16 protein-coding genes are annotated in these 17,614 nt (G+C 61.7%); 2 read left to right on the top strand and 14 right to left on the bottom strand.

Annotated features, from left to right (window positions below; genetic code table 11):
* Positions 1–78: 78 nt before the first annotated feature.
* The 4 genes from OHL11_RS02035 to OHL11_RS02020 form a co-directional block, all read right to left on the bottom strand.
* Positions 79–498, bottom strand: a complete 420-nt coding sequence (locus tag OHL11_RS02035) for a hypothetical protein (RefSeq protein WP_263369808.1) — start codon at positions 496–498, stop codon at positions 79–81.
* Positions 485–1,021: an RNA polymerase sigma factor gene (locus OHL11_RS02030; RefSeq protein ID WP_263369807.1), complete on the bottom strand. Its 537-nt coding sequence runs from the start codon at positions 1,019–1,021 to the stop codon at positions 485–487. The genes OHL11_RS02035 and OHL11_RS02030 overlap by 14 nt, the downstream gene beginning before the upstream one ends.
* Positions 1,022–1,308: 287 nt before the next feature.
* On the bottom strand, positions 1,309–2,235 hold the full coding sequence (locus OHL11_RS02025; protein WP_263369806.1) for an energy transducer TonB: 927 nt from the start codon (positions 2,233–2,235) through the stop codon (positions 1,309–1,311).
* Positions 2,232–2,828, bottom strand: coding sequence for an RNA polymerase sigma factor (locus OHL11_RS02020; RefSeq protein ID WP_263369805.1), 597 nt, complete (start codon positions 2,826–2,828; stop codon positions 2,232–2,234). The genes OHL11_RS02025 and OHL11_RS02020 overlap by 4 nt, the downstream gene beginning before the upstream one ends.
* A gap of 256 nt (positions 2,829–3,084) precedes the next feature.
* Here OHL11_RS02020 and OHL11_RS02015 point away from each other — a divergent pair, with 256 nt between their 5' ends.
* On the top strand, positions 3,085–4,323 hold the full coding sequence (locus tag OHL11_RS02015) for a glycosyltransferase family 4 protein (RefSeq protein WP_263369804.1): 1,239 nt from the start codon (positions 3,085–3,087) through the stop codon (positions 4,321–4,323).
* Positions 4,324–4,351: 28 nt separating this feature from the next.
* Here OHL11_RS02015 and OHL11_RS02010 read toward each other — a convergent pair whose 3' ends face one another.
* From OHL11_RS02010 to lpxC, 10 genes are all read right to left on the bottom strand, one after another.
* On the bottom strand, positions 4,352–5,047 hold the full coding sequence (locus OHL11_RS02010; protein WP_263369803.1) for an alpha/beta fold hydrolase: 696 nt from the start codon (positions 5,045–5,047) through the stop codon (positions 4,352–4,354).
* Positions 5,048–5,072: 25 nt separating this feature from the next.
* The gene (locus OHL11_RS02005; RefSeq protein ID WP_263369802.1) at positions 5,073–6,044 is read right to left on the bottom strand and encodes a hypothetical protein; all 972 of its coding nucleotides are present in this window, start codon (positions 6,042–6,044) and stop codon (positions 5,073–5,075) included.
* A gap of 110 nt (positions 6,045–6,154) precedes the next feature.
* Positions 6,155–7,030, bottom strand: a complete 876-nt coding sequence (galU, locus tag OHL11_RS02000; RefSeq protein ID WP_263369801.1) for a UTP--glucose-1-phosphate uridylyltransferase GalU — start codon at positions 7,028–7,030, stop codon at positions 6,155–6,157.
* Positions 7,031–7,144: 114 nt separating this feature from the next.
* Complete coding sequence (locus OHL11_RS01995; protein ID WP_263369800.1) at positions 7,145–8,908, bottom strand: DUF885 domain-containing protein; 1,764 nt, start codon at positions 8,906–8,908, stop codon at positions 7,145–7,147.
* A gap of 22 nt (positions 8,909–8,930) precedes the next feature.
* Positions 8,931–9,293, bottom strand: a complete 363-nt coding sequence (locus tag OHL11_RS01990) for an energy transducer TonB (protein ID WP_263369799.1) — start codon at positions 9,291–9,293, stop codon at positions 8,931–8,933.
* Positions 9,290–9,643 carry a TonB family protein gene (locus tag OHL11_RS01985; RefSeq protein ID WP_263369798.1) on the bottom strand — a complete coding sequence of 118 codons (354 nt, stop codon included), beginning with the start codon at positions 9,641–9,643 and terminating at the stop codon, positions 9,290–9,292. The genes OHL11_RS01990 and OHL11_RS01985 overlap by 4 nt, the downstream gene beginning before the upstream one ends.
* Before the next feature lie 88 nt (positions 9,644–9,731).
* Positions 9,732–10,067, bottom strand: a complete 336-nt coding sequence (locus OHL11_RS01980) for an energy transducer TonB (protein WP_263369797.1) — start codon at positions 10,065–10,067, stop codon at positions 9,732–9,734.
* Between the two features lie 100 nt (positions 10,068–10,167).
* Positions 10,168–14,037, bottom strand: coding sequence for a transcription-repair coupling factor (gene mfd / locus OHL11_RS01975; RefSeq protein ID WP_263369796.1), 3,870 nt, complete (start codon positions 14,035–14,037; stop codon positions 10,168–10,170).
* A gap of 57 nt (positions 14,038–14,094) precedes the next feature.
* On the bottom strand, positions 14,095–15,219 hold the full coding sequence (locus OHL11_RS01970) for a GNAT family N-acetyltransferase (protein WP_263369795.1): 1,125 nt from the start codon (positions 15,217–15,219) through the stop codon (positions 14,095–14,097).
* A 165-nt stretch (positions 15,220–15,384) separates the two neighbouring features.
* Complete coding sequence (gene lpxC, locus OHL11_RS01965) at positions 15,385–16,353, bottom strand: UDP-3-O-acyl-N-acetylglucosamine deacetylase (protein ID WP_263370466.1); 969 nt, start codon at positions 16,351–16,353, stop codon at positions 15,385–15,387.
* Positions 16,354–16,622: 269 nt separating this feature from the next.
* On the opposite strand from lpxC, the gene OHL11_RS01960 reads away from it, so the two are divergent.
* Positions 16,623–17,609 carry a transaldolase gene (locus tag OHL11_RS01960; protein ID WP_263369794.1) on the top strand — a complete coding sequence of 329 codons (987 nt, stop codon included), beginning with the start codon at positions 16,623–16,625 and terminating at the stop codon, positions 17,607–17,609.
* Positions 17,610–17,614: the final 5 nt, after the last annotated feature.

Genomic DNA, 17,614 nt, shown 5'->3' with positions numbered 1-17,614 from the left:
TCTCCCTTGAACGCTCTCTGCCTACAGATCTGGTCCTTACTGAGCTGGCCTTGCTGAGCTGGTCTTACTGAGCTGGCTCTACTGATCCAGCGAAACTCCGGCCTTCGCCATCTGCTCACGCACATGCTCCAACGCATGCTGCGTGATCGCTTCAGACTCGGCAAACTGCTGCTGCGCCATCACACGTTCCTGCTCGCGTTCGCGGTGCGCATGAACGCCCTGAATGCCCAACATCCCGACAGCCAGCGCCGCGGCGATCGCACCGCCGGTCCACACCTTCCAGCGCGAAGCGACGCCTGCCTTCGGTCGGAACGCCAGCACCGTTTGCGACTTCTTCCCGGCAGCAGAGTTCTCTGCTTCAGCCTTCGCCATCAGCGAAGCCATCAACGATCCCGGTGCCTCAAGGCGCACCATCGCTGCCTGCACCGCGCGCTCAAAAGCCGCGTCCCGTGCAGAGATTCCTTCGTTACCACCAACCTGGCCCTTATGCTCGTCCATCGCGCACATACTCCTTCATCGTGACCTCGGCCTTGCGACGCATCAGTCGCAAACCGCGCTGGAGATTGCTCTTCACCGTCGCCAACGGCTGACTCAGCAACCGCGCAATCTCCTCCGGCGACATATCTTCCTGGTACCGCAACACCACGACGACGCGCATCTGTTCCGGCAGCGTTCGCAGCAACTCCTCCAGCCGCGCCGCGACGCTCGCGTTCACGGCTTCGTCTTCCGCAGACGTGGGCAGCGCATGCACCTCGTCCATCCACTCGTCGGCGTCCACCTCTGGCTGACGCCGCTGCTTGCGCAGCACATCGGTGGCCCGATGCACGGTCACGCGCCGCAGCCAGAAGCGGATGTGGTGCTCATCTTCAAGCTTCTCCGCCGAGCGGAAGAGCTCAAGAAACACATCCTGCGCCACCTCTTCGGCAGCCCCATACTCGCCCGCAACGCGCAGGGCGATCGAGAACACCATGCGCTGGTGTTCGGCAATCAAACGCTGAAACTCTGCCGTTTCTAGGGCCATCATCTCCGTCGGCGCAACCGCCTACACTTGCCTATACGCCGAGGCGAAAGCGACGGGATGCAGAAATTTGCAAGACGATGAATTTTTCTCAAGCAAGAACGGGTGCCCCAGGTCTCGATTTTGAGACCTGGGTTCGCAGGATCTTCGCGGAGAGCTGTGGCTCCCGCCCGTCCGCAAAAGACCGCGTACGGATGGGGCACCCGGCATTGCGGGTTGTGATGTAGCACCCCGGGGAATTCTCGCTCTCCCACGTCTCCAAAAGTAGAGACGTGGGCACCCGGCTGTATCTAGAAAATCTGGAAGTTCACCTCAACGGCCATCTGCACCTTCACCGGCTTGCCGTCCTTCATCGCGGGTTTGAACTTGTACTGCTTCACAGCTTCCACGGCCTTCTGCCCGAGGCCAAAGCCCACGTCGCGCGCGGCGTGTACGTTCTGCGGCAGTCCCTGCTCGTCCACGATGAACTCGACGATCACGTTGCCCGAGAACTTCGCCTTGCGTGCCTCCTCGGAGAACTCCGGCTCAACGGAATGAAGGATCAGCGGCGCATGCACCGCACCGCCCACCTTGTACACCCCACCGCCCATGTTGCCGCCCGAGCCCGGCCCTACACCCGCGCCGTTGCCTGAGCCGATGCCCGTTCCCGCACCATTACCCAGCGAGTAGCCTCTGAACGTTGACGTCGGCTGACCCAACACAGGCGCAGCACCATCCACCATGTAGTTCTGCCCAACCACAGTGGGTTCAACAGCGAGCTTTGCTTCAAACATCGGCGGTGCTTTCGGAGGCATCAACTGCTCCGCTGAAAACTTCGGCAGCTGCCCCTGCGTCGCCGGCGTCGGGCCCTTCTGCCCGCCTCCACCGCCCATCTGTGTGCGTCTACGCAGAGCCGGTGGTGGAGGTGGCGCAGGCGCTTCGAGCAAATGCATCACCGCCACCTGCGGCGACGGCAATACCTGCGTCTTCACCGAATGCAGCACCACGAACGCAATCAGCAGAATCGCCGCTGCGTGAAAGCTTATCGCTGTCCACGCCGACGCCGCACTGCGCTTCGGCTGCATCTTCGCGGCTGAATCAAAGCTCACCACATTCGCTAGCGCAGGCCGCGCACTCTGCTCCAGCCGCGCAAGCAGCCGCTGCTCCAAACCACGCGGCGCTTCCACATTCGCGCTCCGCGTCACTACGTCGTCCAACAACCTCTCAAAGTCCGTCATCGCGCCCTCCCGTCTTCTGTGGCCGCGACCTCGGCGCGGCCACGGCGAATCAGGTTTTGCTGCTGGCTCTGCATCTGCTGCCAACGCTCACGCAACAGCCCGCGCGCACGATGCAGCCGCGTGCGCACCGTCGCCTCCGGCACGCCCAGCACCTCGCCAGCCTCCCGGCTGTTCATGCCTTCAATCGCCGTCACCAGCAACGCTTCGCGCAGCTCCTGCGGCAGCTCTTCGATCCACGCCGCAAGCAGCGCCTGCTCCTGCCCCTCAGCCGCGAGCGACTCCGGCGAGGGCCGCAGATCGGCCACGCGCAGCAACGCCTCTTCATCGTCCGAGCCCACTCCCTTGCGCGCCGCCACCCGATCCAGCGCCGTGCGGTAGACCGTCTTTGCAAGGAACGCTCGCTCGTTCTCCATCGCCGGCAGCGAGCCAGCGCGCTGTAGCTTCAGGAACGCCTCCTGCACAGCGTCCTCGGCGTCCTCCGCATGGCGCGCGACGGCGTACGCCACGCGATAGAGGTAACGCGCGTGCTCGGCGGCCAGCCTGTCAAGAAGCTGGTCGTGGCTCTCAGCGTGTGTGGGTTGCGATCGCATCATGCTGCTGTGTGTATGACCGGCCGAACTGCAAAAGTGTTCGCAAAATTTTCCCCAGTCGCACGAACGGGTGCCCCACGTCTCGATTCTTGAGACCTGGGTTTGCAGTGAAGCTCTCGGAGACCCAAGATCTGATTGCGCCACCATCCTCGCTCTCCCACGTCTCAAAAATCGAGACGTGGGACACCCGGCTTTTGCTTGCAGCAAGCAAACCCCGAGAGGCGGTATCCTCATCTCGAAGACGAGGAGACAGAATCACATGCGCGTTGGCCTGATGACCCGAGAGTACCCACCCTATGTTTACGGAGGAGCCGGCGTTCACGTTGAGTACCTTTCCCGCGAGCTCGCCAGGCTCATCGAGGTCGAGGTCCACGCCTGGGGCGCGGCGCCTGTTGACCAGCCCGTCACACCCAATCTCGACGTCCACTTCGAGCAGCCGTGGGACGCCATCTCCAACGGCACCGATGCCAAGTTCAAGGGCGCGCTCGAAGCGCTTTCACTGAACCTGCTGCAGAACCTCAAGCTCGACCAGCTCGACGTCGTGCACACGCACACCTGGTATGTGTCGATGGCGGGCTTCCTCGCCAAGAAGCTCTACGGCATCCCGTTCGTGCTCACCACGCACTCGCTCGAACCGCTGCGTGCGTGGAAGGCCGAGCAACTCGGCTCCGGCTATGCGCTCAGCTCGTGGATGGAACGCACCGCGATCCTCGATGCCGACGCGATCATCGCCGTCTCGAACGGCACCAAGGCCGACATTCAGCGCGCGTACCCGGACGTCGATGCGTCGAAGATTCACGTCATCTACAACGGCATCGACCTGCAGCAGTATCAGTACGACGCCAGCACCGATCGCCTCCAACAATTCGGCGTGGACACGGCGAAGCCCTACGTTCTCTTCGTCGGCCGCATCACGCGACAGAAGGGCGTGACGCACCTCGTCGATGCCGTGAAGTACCTGCCCGCAGGAACGCAGGTCGTGCTCTGCGCAGGCGCGCCGGACACACCCGAGATCGCCGCAGAGATTCGCCAGAAGGTGGAAGCTGCGCGCGCGGACGGCGCGAACATTGTGTGGATTGAAAACATGGTGACGAAGGAAGACGCGATCCAGCTTTACTCGCACTGCGCGGTCTTCTGCTGCCCCTCGGTGTATGAGCCGTTCGGCATCATCAATCTCGAAGCGATGGCTTGCGGCGCGCCGGTCGTGGCCTCTGCTACGGGTGGCATCCTCGAGGTCGTGATCGACGGCACAGGCGCCAACAGCGATGAAGCCACGGGCTATCTCGTGCCCTTTGTGCAAGACCCGACGACGAGCTTCCCCACCGAGCCTGACCAGTTCTCCCGCGACCTCGCGACGAAGATCACCGCGCTGCTCGATGATCCTGCGCTCGCCAAGCGCATGGGCCAGGCTGGCCGCAAGCGCGTCGAAGACCACTTCTCGTGGACCGCGATCGCCGAGCAAACGGTGAAGCTCTACGAAACGCTCACGAAGAAGTAGCTGATAATAAATAGCTGACAACAAATGGCTAGGCCGAAAGCCATTCCAGAAGCGCACGGTTCACGAACTCCGGTTGCTCCATCACCGAGCCGTGCGCGGCCTCCGGCACCACGACGAGCTTCGCTTGTGGCATCGCATCCGCCATCTCACGAGCACGCTCCACGGGCGTCAGCAAATCGCGATCGCCCACCAGCACCAACGTTGGCACCGCGATCGTCGGCAGCAGAGGACGCGAGTCTACACGAGTCATGATCGCCTCCTGCTGGCGCAAGTACGCCTCAACGCCAACGGCCTCCGCCATGCGACGAATACTCGCGCGCAGGCGCTCATCGCTCTGATGCAGCGGGTGCAACGTCGCCGCGATCATCTGCTCGATCACGGGCTCCAACCCTTCGCTCTGTGCGCGCTCCATCATCTTGCGACGGTTCATCGTCTGCTCGGGCGTGTCCGCGCGCGCGGTGGTGTCGATCAGCGCCATCCGTTCGACGCGCTCCGGTGCCTGCCGCCAAATCTCCATCGAGAGATAGCCGCCCATCGAGATGCCCGCCAACGCGAACCGCGGCGGCGCCTCCCGCAAAATAGCCGCAGCCATCGACTCCATCGTTGCGCCTTCGAGCGTGTTCGCGACCGTCACAGGCGCGCATGCTGAGAGCACAGGGATCTGCGCGGCATAAAGCTCCGCGGTACAGAGCAGGCCTGGGATCAACAGTATCGGCGGCTTCATGGCGTCCTCGATCGGCGTGTCTCGCTCAGCGCGACTGCAGCCCCGCGGGCTTCTTCTCAAGCGGCAGAATCGCTTCCATGCTCTCCTTCGCGTCGGGGTCGATCGCGAAGTCCCATACATCGGCGTTCAGCGTGTGGCCGTCGAGCACCTCAATCAGCACATACTCTCCCGGCAGCATCGCCTGCGCCGGCGTCAGCTTCAGCCAGTAGCCGCCCGGTAGCGTCTCCTGCCTCACCTCAAGCACGTCACGCTGTGGCTGGCCGCTGCCAAGATCGCCGATGCGAAACGTGTTGACGCGCCGTTGCCCGATGCGCACATCGAGCCGCTCGATCACGTAGCGACTCGCTGCCTCGCCCCCCGAAGGTACCGCGCGACCGTTCTGCCCTTGCGTATCCACGACCATGCCGGAACCCGTCCCGACGTCGTTCGTACCCTTCTCCAGCCGCACGTAAAACACCGGCTGCGACCCGTGCAGACGCACATCCGACTTCTCCCCGCGCACCTCGGTCAAACGATGCGGACTCGACGCGGGGTTCACCTCGGTCTTCAACTCATCGTGACTCGTCTCGGGGTTCAGGTCGCCACCACGCTGGCCTAACGGCACGAGTTCCGGCGAGCCGTTGAAGCTATCGAGCGCGACGAGGCTGATGTCCTCCGGCAGATGCAGCGAAGGCGCAACCTCAGCCGTTTTCGCTGCACGCTCGGCCTCTGCCTGTGCCAGCTCTCCGCTAAGTACCGGGCGCGTGTCCGCAGCATTCTGGTGCTCCTGCTGCCAACGCTTCGTAGCCGCAAGGTCCACAAGCTTCAGCGGAATCTCTTCCTCTTCGCCTGCGCGGTCCGCACTGTGAATCACGACCATGTCGCCCTCAATGCGGTAGTCCAACACTGTTTGAAACGTGCCATCGCGCAGGATCAGACGCGTCCGGCGCTGCTGCGCTCCCAACGGCGCCAGCCACAACAGACCGCACATCAACATCGAGATCGCGCGCTTCTTCATCGCTTTATTAGACGCCAAGAGAGACGGCAGCGATCGCGCAAAAACAAAATCGCGAGACACCGAAGTGCCTCGCGATCTTGCCTTACGATTTCGTGTTTCCACGCAGAAAGCTAGAAGCTCTGTTCCTTCAACCACGCGCGGAACTTCGGGCCGAGGTCGTCACGCTTCAGCGCAAACTCAACCGTTGCCTTCAGGAACCCGAGCTTATCGCCCGCATCGTGGCGCTTGCCTTCGTAGTGGAAGCCGTAGACCTTCTCGTGCTGCAGCAGCGCCTTGATCGCGTCGGTCAACTGGAGTTCGCCACCCGCGCCAGGCTTGATGTTTTCGATCATCTCGAAGATGCGCGGCGTGAGAATGTAGCGGCCGATGATCGCGTTCTGCGAAGGCTGCGTGCCGGGCTTCGGTTTCTCCACCATGTCCTTGATCGCCAGCAGTCGCGGATCGTCCTCGTCTTCGGTGCAGTCCAGGCAGCCGTACGCGCAGATCGCGTCGCCTTCCACATGCTCTGAGCCGAGGATCGACGACTGCGTCTTCTCGTAAGCTTCGACCATCTGCTTGATGCAGCTCACATTGGAGTCGACGATATCGTCCGGCAGGATCACCGCGAACGGCTCATTGCCCACAAGCTCCTTGGCCTGCAGCACCGCATGGCCCAGACCGAGTGCTTCCGACTGGCGCACGTAGCTGATCTTCGCAAGCTTCGATACCGAACGCGCCACCTCGAGCAGCTCAGTCTTGCCGCGTGCTTCGAGCGAAGCTTCCAGCTCATAGCTCTTGTCGAAGTGATCTTCCATCGTGGTCTTGCCCCGACCGGTGACGATGATGATCTCCGTGCAGCCAGCGGCGACGGCTTCTTCGACGCCGTACTGGATCAGCGGCTTATCGACAAGCGCGAGCATCTCCTTCGGCGTAGCCTTCGTGGCGGGGAGGAAGCGGGTGCCCATACCAGCGGCGGGGAATACTGCTTTGCGGACCTTCATGGTCATCGGGGGTAGGAAACTCCAATCGAAATCGTAAGGCCATGCTATCGCAAGGTAACGTGACCGTCCGATAACAACTTTGTGTCAGACGTGGGACGACAGAAGTAGGATGCCCACCGGCTACAGCACGGGCGAATCGTCATGCAGCATTGACTTGCGCGCCACCTTGATCGGCACCGGCCCCTGCAGCATCAACTGATCATGAAACTGCTGCAGCGAGAAGGCATCTCCCTGCTTCTTACGCAGGTCTTCACGCAGCTTCATGATCTCCAGCTTGCCCAGCGTGTAGTAGAGGTAGAGCGCATCCGAGGTGCCGCGCTTGGTTTCCACTTCCGCGATGGGCCGCGCCTGGTAGCCTTCCTTCACGAAGAACTCCTGCGCCTGCTCGATGGACATCGCTCCGCCCACACCGGTGTGCAGGCGAATCGCCACCACGAAGCGAGCATCGCGCAACAGAGCATCCTGCAACTGGCCCAGACGAATCAGCTTCGCATCACGCGGCGTCTTCGCCACCGTGTCGCCATAGCCTTCGTCGAGCATCATCTGCTCGCAGTAGTGCGCCCAGCCCTCGACGTTCGTGTTCGCCCAGATGATCTTGCGGATGCGCGACGGGAACTGGTCCTGCCACAGGAACTGCACATAGTGGCCGGGGAACGCCTCATGCACGCTCGTCGAAACGATGGTGCCTTCGTTAAACGCCGCCATGTACTCATCCTGCTTGGCCTTCGGCCACTTCGGGTCTGGCAGCGTCACGTTGAAGTATGCCTTCGTCGTGCCGGTTTCAAACGGGCCCGGAGGGTCCATCGAAGCCTGCGTCGTCGCGCGCATGAACGGCGGCGTCTCCTCGAGCGTAGGCTGGCGGTTCGCCGGCAATGTGATGATGTGGTGCATGCGGATGTACGCCTGCAGCGATCCGAAGGTCTTGCCAAAGCTCGCAATCAAATCGCTCGGCGCGGGATGAATCGTCGCGAGTTCGGCGAGCTCCTGCTCGGGCGTCTTTGACGGATCGATCTCCTTGGCCACGCGTGCAAACTCAGCCTGGTTCTTATGCAGATCCGCGAGCCCGATCGCGAGCAGCTTATCGAGCGGCGTGTCGACCATCTCCTGGTTCGCAAGCACCTTCGCATACGTCGCCGCGCCCCACTTGTAATCGCCGTTGGAACGCGCGAGCAGATCGCTCTTCATCCACGCGCCATAGCTCTTCAGTGCGGCAACAACAGCGGCGTTACTCTTCGCGAACTCGTCGAGCAGCGTCTTGTCACTCGCGTCCTTGAATGCCTCCGGCACATCATGCTCGAAGAAGCTGATGTTGCCATCGATCTGTTCAAGCGCAATTTCGGTATAGATGTGCGGCGGGTTCTTCAGGTTCTTGCGCGCATCGTCGAGCGCAGGCAGCACAAGCTTTTCGCGCGCAATCGCTGCACGCAGACGATCATTCACCGGAGCATACGGCCGCTCCATCAGTGTGAAGATCGAGCCCGTCGCACCGCTCGAATACGTATCGGGATTCTTCTCCCAGTCGCGGATCTCTTCCAACCGCACGATGTTCGAGCGAATCAGCCCGAGCAGAATCTCCCGGTCCGCGCGAGGCTCCGCATCGAGTCCATCCGCAGGAATCTCGGCGATCTTCTTCTCCCACGCATGGAAGCCCGCAATCTCCGCCTTCACGCCCGCAGCCGAGAAGTCCTCCAGCTTGGCGTCGTATTGATGCAGACCCATTTGCGTGCCCGTCGTGGGCACATGCGGAAAGTAGAAGGTGTCGAAGAACTCGTTCGACCGCGCCTGTAACGCCTGCTGCGCGCCATCGGCGGAGATGCGCTGCGCGCCAGCAGCGAAGGGTAACGCAAGAGCAGCAAATGTAGCGGCGAGGACGAGTCTCTTCATAAGCCGCAGTCTACCGCGAGGCTTAAAAATAATCGAGGATCAACTCCAGCGCTAGCTTCACGGCAACGGGCTTTCCATCGAGTGTTGCCGGACGGAATCGGTACTGTTGAACGGCCTTGAGATAAGCAGCCCCCATGGCGGGGCTCGTGCTGCGGCTCAACTCAATCTGCTTCGGTAGACCATCAACATCCACCACGAACGTCACCGTGGCATTCGCAGGCGAATGCTTTTCGCTCTTAGGCAAGTGACTTGTATCCGGCTCGATGGAATAGATCAACACTGGCTTCTTCACATCGCCACCGATTTTCAGCGGATGATTTAGATCCTGTGCACGCGCTGCTGCCACACCGAATGCCATCAACGCGCTGAAGAGCCAACGCATCATCGACGCTGGCTCCGCTCGAAACTCACTACGACCATCATCTTTACTGCGACCGGAACGCCCTCGCGAGTCGCCGGAGCAAAGCGGTACTTCTGCACAGCCTCTTCCGCAGCGCCTTCAAACGTATCGCCTTTCGGATTTACCGCATGCACCTTTTGCGGCGTGCCTGTCACATCCACGATGAACGCAACCATCACCGTCCGTTTGAATTGCTGCGGCGCATCGAGAGGAAATACCGGCTCAACGGACTTCAGAAGCTTTGGAGCCTTCACGCCCGCGCGAATCGCGGCCTTGGCTCCCGGCGTGTTTGTTGGCACCACAGGCTCGGTCGTTTGCTGCGCGAACGCAGCCACACAGCCTGCACACAGGAGCGCGCCAACACACAGAAAAGAGGGAACTCGCATGGCGCTGATTATAGGGACGGTGTGCGAGAGTCGCGAGCTAATTCACCGACACGTGAATCTGCATACTGATGTGCGCCTGCACAGGCTTGCCGTTCTTCGTGGCCGGACGAAAGTGCGATCCACGCGCAATGTCCAGCGCGCACGGAATCAAGTCATCATGGTCCGAGCTCAGGGCCTGCACATCCGTGGGCTGTCCCGTCGCATCGATGGTCATGCCCACCGTGACATCGCCGGATTGCTTGCCGAACTTGTCCCGCGAGCACGAGCCGCTGCTATCAAGCGTCGGCGAAGTCCGTTGCTGCTGCGCGCACGCCACACCTGCTGACGCAAGCAACAGGACGACTCCGAAACGCTGGAAGGTTTGCAACATCATGCGTGGAGTCTACGCCCATGCGTTGGTCATGCCAACGGCGATAGGCCTCGAAGTGCAACTTCATTTTCGATCGCCCTGACGCTTTTTCCGATACGCGCGATTACTGTTCGCCCATCATCTGCAGCAACTCACGCGTCTCACGCAAAACGTCCTCGGCCTTCGCAGAAGTAAGCGGCCAACGCAACACACCTTGCGGTGTAAGCTGCGCGCCTTGCTTCGCATTCTTCGCCACGAGCTTCATCAAATGGCCGACATTCACGCCCTTGCTCGCGTCCGCAGGAGCATTGTGCATCTTCTCGCTGAAGCTGATGAAGAGCATGTCACGCATCGGCTTCGTCGCCACCACCCCGAGCGGCGAGTTCTTCGCGCGTGCCGCTGTCGCATCGCGCGCTGCCTGCGAGGCATTCGACTCTGTGCGCTGCAACGCCGCGCGTGAAGAGAAGCTCAACGATGCCGTCTGCGGCGCCTGGCCATGGCGTCCCGCGAGCGGACGTGCAGGTGCAGGCGGCGTACGCCACGACGATCCAAACGCAGGACGCTGCGGCACAGCCGGCTTCGCAGGCGCAGGCTTCTTGGGCTCTTCCAGGGCCACGCGCTTCCGCTCGATCGTCGCGATGTGCAAACGCTCGCACATGAGGCGAATCTCCGCGCCAGCAAGCAGGTTCAACACACTCTCCGGCGGCGCGCCGTAGCGGTCTTCCAACTCTGCGCGCACATCGGTCAACGCAGAGTCGTTCTCCGCGCCCGCGATGCGCTTGTACATGCGCAGGCGTTGGTTCTCTTCTTCGATATAGCTCGCGTCGATCTTCACCGACACGGCAAGGTTCACGGTTACCTGCGGACGCTCGTCGCGGCCCTCGCCCTTCAGCTTCGACACGGCCTCTTCGAGCATCGTCGTGTACATCTCAAAGCCGATGGCCTCGATGTGCCCGCTCTGCTCGCCGCCGAGCATGTTGCCCGCACCACGCAGTTCAAGGTCCAGCGCCGCAATCTTGAAGCCCGCACCTAGGTCAGAAAACTCCTTCAACGCCGCAAGACGGCGACGCGCCACTTCTGTGAGTTGTTGCTCTGGCGGAATGAGCAAGTACGCATACGCACGGCGATTCGAGCGCCCGACGCGACCGCGGAGTTGATACAGCTCGCTCAAGCCATGACGGTCCGCGCGGTTGATGATGATCGTGTTCGCCTTTGAAATATCGAGGCCGTTCTCGATGATGCTCGTTGCGCAGAGCACGTCATACTCGCCGTTCATAAACGCGAGCATCACACGCTCGAGCTCGGCTTCGGGCATCTGTCCGTGACCAACAACGACGCGTGCTTGCGGCACCATCTCGCGGATGAGCGAGGCCATCTCGTAGATCGTCTCCACGCGGTTCGATACGAAGTACGCCTGGCCGCCGCGTTCAAGTTCCACTTCAATCGCAGTGCGCACAAGCTTCTCATCGAACTTCGCCACGATCGTCTGGATCGCCATGCGGTCCTTCGGCGGCGTCTCGATGACGCTCATATCGCGCAGCCCGATCATCGACATATGCAGCGTGCGCGGGATCGGCGTCGCTGACATCGCGAGCACATCGATCGACGCCGACATCTGCTTCAAACGCTCCTTGTGCCGCACGCCGAAGCGCTGCTCTTCATCCACCACGAGCAGGCCGAGGTCTTGAAACTGCACGCCCTGCGCGAGGAGCGCGTGCGTGCCGATGAGGATGTCGACCTTGCCTTCGCTCGTGCGTTCGAGAATTTCTTTCTTCTCCTTCGCCGTGCGGAAGCGCGAGACCATCTCGACGTTGATGGGGAAATTGCCCATGCGCTTCTTGAAGCTCTCAAAGTGCTGGAAGCAGAGCACCGTGGTCGGCGTCAGCACCGCCACCTGCTTGCCATCCTGCACGGCTTTGAACGCCGCGCGCATCGCAACTTCTGTCTTGCCGTAGCCCACATCGCCGCAGAGCAAGCGGTCCATCGGCTGCGTGGATTCCATGTCGCGCTTGATGTCCGCCACCGCGTTGAGCTGGTCTTCGGTCTCGTTGTACGGGAACGCGTCTTCAAACTCGCGCACCATGTTGTTGTCTGGCGCGAACTGATAGCCCACCGCCGCGTGGCGTTGCGCGTAGAGCTTCAATAACTCATCGGCCATGTCTTCCATGGCCTTCTTCACGCGCGCCTTCGTCTTTGACCACGCCGGGTTGCCGAGCCTGTTCAGCGTCGGCGCAGGGCCGCTCTCCGTCGAGCGATACTTCTGAATCAGATCAAGGCGCGTGAGCGGAACATAGAGCTTCGCATCATCGGCGAAGTTCAAAATCATCAGCTCGAGCTGCGAGCCATCAGGGTTGTCGATCGTGCGCAGACCTTCGTACTGCGCGATGCCATGCTCGACGTGGACGACGTAATCGCCCACCGCAAGATCACGAAAATCCGAAACAAACGCCGCCGTCTTGGAGCGCTTCGCCGGCCGCGCATGCACGTCCACGTCATCGCTCAGATCATTCGCGCCGATCACGATGAACTGTCGCGCCGTGGAGCGCTCGAGGTCGAGCACCTGCACGCCGTTCGCCACCGCCGCGCTCACGATCACCGGCGTACGCAGATCACCCGCGAGATAGCTCGACTCCGAGTACACCGTCGCGTCGCCGCCCTGGCCCTGCGCACGCCAGCCGATGCGATACGCCACACCATACTCGTGCAGCAGGCCCGCAACGCGCTCCACTTCATGCTGGTTTGGCGCCGCGATCGCAACGCGCGCTTCGTTCTCTTGCAACTTCTTCAGTTCGTCGACGAACGCAGGGATCGAGCCGTGAAAACGCATCGTCGGACGCGTCGCAAACTCAATCTCGCCAGCATCGCTACGGTCCGCATCCAGCACGTCGACTGCACCGAGTTGATCGAGCTCCAGCCCGCCGTGCTTCCGGATGTTGTCCTGCAGCTCCCATGGCGAAAGATACAGGTCCTCCGAGCGCACCAGCGTGCCGATGCCCGCGCGCTCATGGCGCTGCTCCAGCTTGTTCCACCAACGCTCGCCCTGGTTCTCCACCATCGCGGGCTCTTCGACAAACACCGCCGTCTTCGCGCCCATCAACTCCAGCAGCGACGACTTCGCCCCCGCTACCGGCGCATAAAACTCCCAACCGGGAAAAATCGTCGCATCGCGCACATCGTCGCGTACGCTTTGCAGTTCGTCGGGCAGCTCTTCGCTCGGAGCAGAGCCTTTCTTCGTCAGCCGCGCGTTGATCGCGCGCAGCACCTCGTCCGTCGCAGGAATCTCGGTGAGCGGAAGCAGCGTGACATCCTTCAGCTTGTTCGACGAGCGTTGCGACTCGGGATCGAAGCGGCGGATCGACTCAATCTCATCGCCGAAGAAGTCGATGCGCACGGGGCTGTCCTGCTCAGGGCCGTAGACGTCGATGATGCCGCCGCGCTGCGTCACCTGGCCGGGCATCTCCACCACATCCACGCGCGTGTAGCCCACCTGCACCAGATGCTCCACAAGCATCTCGGGCATGTGCTCCTCGCCAACGCGAAGCTCCAGCGCAAGCGCCGCATAATGCTCGCGGCCAAAGAGCCGCATGCACGCCGACTCCAGCGGCGCGATGACGAGCTTCGCCTGTCCCTTGGTCAGCTTCCACAACGAAGCCGCGCGCTGCTCCTGAATCTCACCATGCGGCGAGAGGTTCTCAAACGGCAGCACATCGTGCGCAGGGATGCGCAGAATCTCTTCGCGCTTCAGCGCGCCGGTGAGCTCGCACGCGGCGTTGATGTTGGCATGAAGGGATTCTGCGGCCTTGTTGTCAGCAACGATCAACAGCACAGGGCGCTGCGCCGCGCGGACGAAGTAGGGCACGTACAACGAGCGCGCCGTGGCCGTGAGTCCAGACACACGTCGGCGCCCAGCGCCGCCCAGATGTCGGCGCACACGCTCAAACGGCTCAGCGGTTTCAAGCTCCGCAAACATCTCGCGGACAAACGGCAGAATCATGCAGGGTTCAGTCTATCAACCGCTTGGATGCGCGATGAGCGCCGCAGGGATTACTCACTAGCGCCAAAGCAGCTCGTCATTGCGCAGAAGCTCGCCCAGCGTATTCGTTCCGCCCATGTACTTGCGCCACTTCGCGCTTGCGGGGCTCAACTGCATCAGCCACGCTCGCAAGCTGCGGCGACGCACGATCACTTCGCTGACATCCTCTTCGACGAAGGCATGGTTCAGGTTATGCGGCGTGCCACCGTAGAAGACGATGCGCTCCGCAGCCAACTCAATCTCATGCTCGATGAAGTGCGACCGCATCACCGTGACGAGTGAACTCTTCTCGAATCCCGCAGTGTTCATCTGCCAGTGCATCACGGTGGTGCTTCCGCCGCGCCAGCCACCCAGCAGGCTGAGCCACTTGCCGTCCAGCGTTCGAATCCCCATGAGAAAGCCGCCGCGCAGTTTGCAGGAGCTCACCCAGCGGCGGCGGAACTCGTCCTGCGAAATGGGATTCAAGGACCCGGAGTTCAAGCCGGCCAACTCGCTCTCATTCACCGCCTCGCGGGCGTCTGCCACAAACTCGTAGGGAAGATCGCGCTGCAGGCGGCGACGATAGTAGCCAAGATTGAAGCGCAGCGATTTGCTCATGCCCGCCAGCGTCTCTTCGTAGGTTTCGCGCAGCGGCAGATGCGTCGTCGTAGGCAAAATGCGTTGGGCCAGCTTGTAGTGCGTTTCGGCTTCAGGCCTGCGCGCAGGCAGGCTGCGCGTGGCGCCTACAAACGAGGTCGTCGCCACCGCGACACGGCGCGACATCAGCACGCGCAACGCCACCATCGCCGCGTAGGCGCGGTCGTCCGCTGGTGCGATCACGCTGCGCAAGCCGGAAGCGTCTGGAGAAACATAGATTCCCGTACCGACGCCCAGCACGGCGTACTCCGCAAAGAGCACCGCAAAGCTCAGGTTTTGCGCCTGAAGCTGCTCCGCCGGGAACTGTTCAGCCTCGGGCTGGATCCCCAGAATCATCGTGAAGCGCTTGCGACGCGTGTCCTGCCCGAAAAGGAAGTGCCCCAACCAGTGCATACCGGCCGGTTGACCACATCGGGCCGCGAAATCTTCCAGCACCGGCGCAAGCCGCATGATGGCTTTGGCGCCGCCCAAGACTTTGTAGGGTGATGAGGTTCCCATCAACAGCATGACCATCCTGAGTAGTCGACCACGGGAATTTTCTCAACTTGGGTCGTGTTCAGACTATCAGCGGTCGAAGGACTTTGGTAACGATTCCAGCTGGTACTTTGGTCGCAACCTGTAAGCCGCTTGCTTTGAGAAGCTTGGAGGGGAATCGATGAAGATGCGAAAACCTTATGCCACGGACGGGTGAGGGATCTGACCGAGCGTGGCGTCCTTGATCGCCGCCATCACGCTGGACTCCGAAGCAGACTCGGTACGCGTGGCCAGCTCCCAGGCGGAGCGGTCGCGCAGCAGGCGCTGCACCAGTGCCGTATGCATGGCATGGCCGGCACGCTCGGCAACGACGCGTCCCCAGATGCGCTTGCCCGCCAGAGCAAGGTCGCCGATCAGGTCCAGCACCTTGTGGCGCACGAACTCGTCGTCGAAGCGCAGCGGGCCGTTGGTCACGCCGGTCTTGCGATCGGTCGCAGCCTTCGTCAGGATGATCGCAGACGAGTCGCTCACCCCGCGAATCAAGCCCATGTTGCGCAGCATCGGTTCGTCCTCGACGAAGCCGAAGGTGCGCGCCGGAGCGATGAGGTTGGCGTAGTCACCAGCCTCGAGATCGCCGCGGAAGGTCTCATGCCCAATCGGCGTCGGGAAGTCGATCATGTAGTCGATCTCGTAGCCCTCGCCGGGGTAAACGCCGATGAACTTCGCGTTCGCACCTTCACCCTCGCGCACTTCCACAGGCTTCAGGATGCGAATGTACTCACGCTTGCGGCGTTGGCGCTTCATGCCCGAAGCCAAAATCGCCTCGACATAGGGTCGCGCCGAGCCGTCAAGGATCGGCACCTCGAGGTTGTCGATCTCCACGATCACGTTGTCCACGCCAAGCCCGATCAACGCGCTCAGCAGGTGCTCCGTGGTTGAGATCAGCACGCCCTGCCGCATCAGCGAGGTAGCGTAGCTCACCTTCGCAACGTTACGGCCATTGGCGGGAATCTCGTAGTTGTCGAGGTCGGAGCGGCGGAAGACGATGCCCGAGCCCGCCGGTGCAGGGATCAAACGCATCGAGACCTCTGCGCCCGAGTGCAGGCCGACGCCCGCAAACTCCAGCGGTTCTACGATCGTCTGCTCGAATTGAGTTTCGCCTGCCAGCGTGACGTCCTGCTTCTGGGCGCTGCTTCCCGCGCCCGAAAATCCATCGTCAGAGTAGCGCGTTTACCGACGGGTAATATGTTGCATTTTTGACACAGTTGCCGTTCCGGTTTCGCCTGTTTCACCACACAATCACATCCCCGCGCCGACAACCGTGGTGCGCGCATCCTATAATGCAGGTGCACGCTTCTGTGCAGGCGCTTATGGCATCCTGTCTGACCGCTTCCAGAAGCCCCCGGCATCTTTCCAAGGAGCAAAGTAAGGACATCATGGCGAACCTTTTGGACCAGCTCAAGTCGTACACGACCGTTGTAGCGGACACCGGCGACATCAACTCGATCAAGAAGTACAAGCCGACCGACGCGACGACCAACCCGTCGCTCATCGCCGCCGCCGCGCAGATGCCGGAGTACCAGCAAATCGTCGACGACACCCTGAACGAAGCCAAGAAGGAACTCGGCGAGAGCGCTGACGACAAGGCCATCGCTGCCCACGCGTTCAAGTCGCTGGCCGTAGCCTTCGGCAAGAAGATCCTCGAGATCGTCCCCGGCCGCGTGTCGACCGAAGTGGACGCTCGCCTCAGCTTCGACGGAGAGAAGACCATCGAGCAGGCGCACGACATCATCGCTCAGTATGACAAGGCCGGCATCGGTCGCGACCGCGTGCTGATCAAGATCGCTTCGACCTGGGAAGGCATTCAGGCCGCCGGCCAGCTTGAGAAGGAAGGCATTCACTGCAACCTGACGCTTCTCTTCGGTCTGCATCAGGCGATCGCCTGCGCCGAAGCTGGCGTGACGCTGATCTCGCCGTTCGTCGGCCGCATTCTCGACTGGTACAAGAAGAACGAGCCGAACGCAGACTACGAAGGCGCGAACGATCCCGGCGTAAAGTCGGTGACCGAGATCTACAACTACTACAAGAAGTACGGCTATCCGGTGCAGGTGATGGGCGCCAGCTTCCGCAACACGGGTGAGATCAAGGAACTCGCCGGTTCGGACCTGCTGACCATCGCTCCGAAGCTGCTCGAAGAGCTGCAGACGACCGAAGGCACGCTCGAGCGCAAGCTCGATCCGGCCAAGTCCAAGGACTCGACGATCGAGAAGATCTCGCTGGACAAGGCGACCTTCGAGAAGATGCACGCCGAGAACAAGATGGCCCACGACAAGCTGAAGGAAGGCATCGACGGCTTCTCGAAGGCGCTCGAAGAACTCGAGCAGCTTCTCGCCAAGCGCGTTGCCGAGCTGAAGGGCAAGTAAGCTTT

It is taken from the genome of Granulicella cerasi (genome assembly GCF_025685575.1).
GTDB lineage: Bacteria > Acidobacteriota > Terriglobia > Terriglobales > Acidobacteriaceae > Granulicella > Granulicella cerasi.
Note: the sequence above shows the minus strand (reverse complement) of the source record. Positions and strands in the feature narration are given on the sequence as shown.